Consider the following 660-nt stretch of genomic DNA (forward strand, 5'->3'; position numbering starts at 1 on the left):
CATTAAAGACAAACAAAATGTGATAAGGAAGCATGAAAATACACTATATTTTCAAAAAAAAGGAATTGATGTTGTTTTGGGAGAAGCAAAATTTTCAGGTAAAGATAGGATTGTTGTAAACAACAAAGAATATTCTGCTAAAAAGATAATCTTAGCAACAGGTTCATCCCCTAGAAAATTAAAAATTCCAGAAATAGAAAAAGTAGATTATCTAACAAATGAAAATATATTTGAATTAAATATATTGCCTAAAAATTTTCTTATTATTGGCGGTGGTCCAATAGGGATTGAAATTGGTCAGGCTTTTTCGAGACTCGGAAGCAAGGTTACGATTATTCAAAATAGCAATCAATTTTTACCGAAAGAAGATATTGAGATATCTAACATTCTGTGTAAACAACTAAAGGCTGAGGGAGTAAATCTTCTTTTTGAAACAAAAACTCTGGAGTTTAATAGCCCTCATACATTGATAATTGAGCGCAAAGGAAAAAATGAGACTGTTTTTTTTGACAAAGTCTTAATCAGTATAGGTAGAGAACTTAATATACAAGGTCTTAATTTGGAAAAAGCTGGGATTGAAATTGATTCAGATGGAAGAAAACTGAAAGTCAATGATTATCTTCAAACAACAAATAAAAACGTGTATGTGTGTGGGGATAT

1 protein-coding gene is annotated in these 660 nt (G+C 30.2%); it reads left to right on the forward strand.

What is annotated here, in order from left to right; all coding sequences use genetic code 11:
- Window positions 1-19 precede the first annotated feature (19 nt).
- A partial coding sequence (locus COV06_02505) for a mercuric reductase (protein ID PIR47663.1) occupies window positions 20-660 on the forward strand: 641 nt, incomplete at its 3' end.

This window comes from Candidatus Uhrbacteria bacterium CG10_big_fil_rev_8_21_14_0_10_50_16 (assembly GCA_002774875.1).
In the GTDB taxonomy this organism is placed as follows: Bacteria; Patescibacteriota; Patescibacteriia; order UBA9934; family UBA11717; genus UBA11717.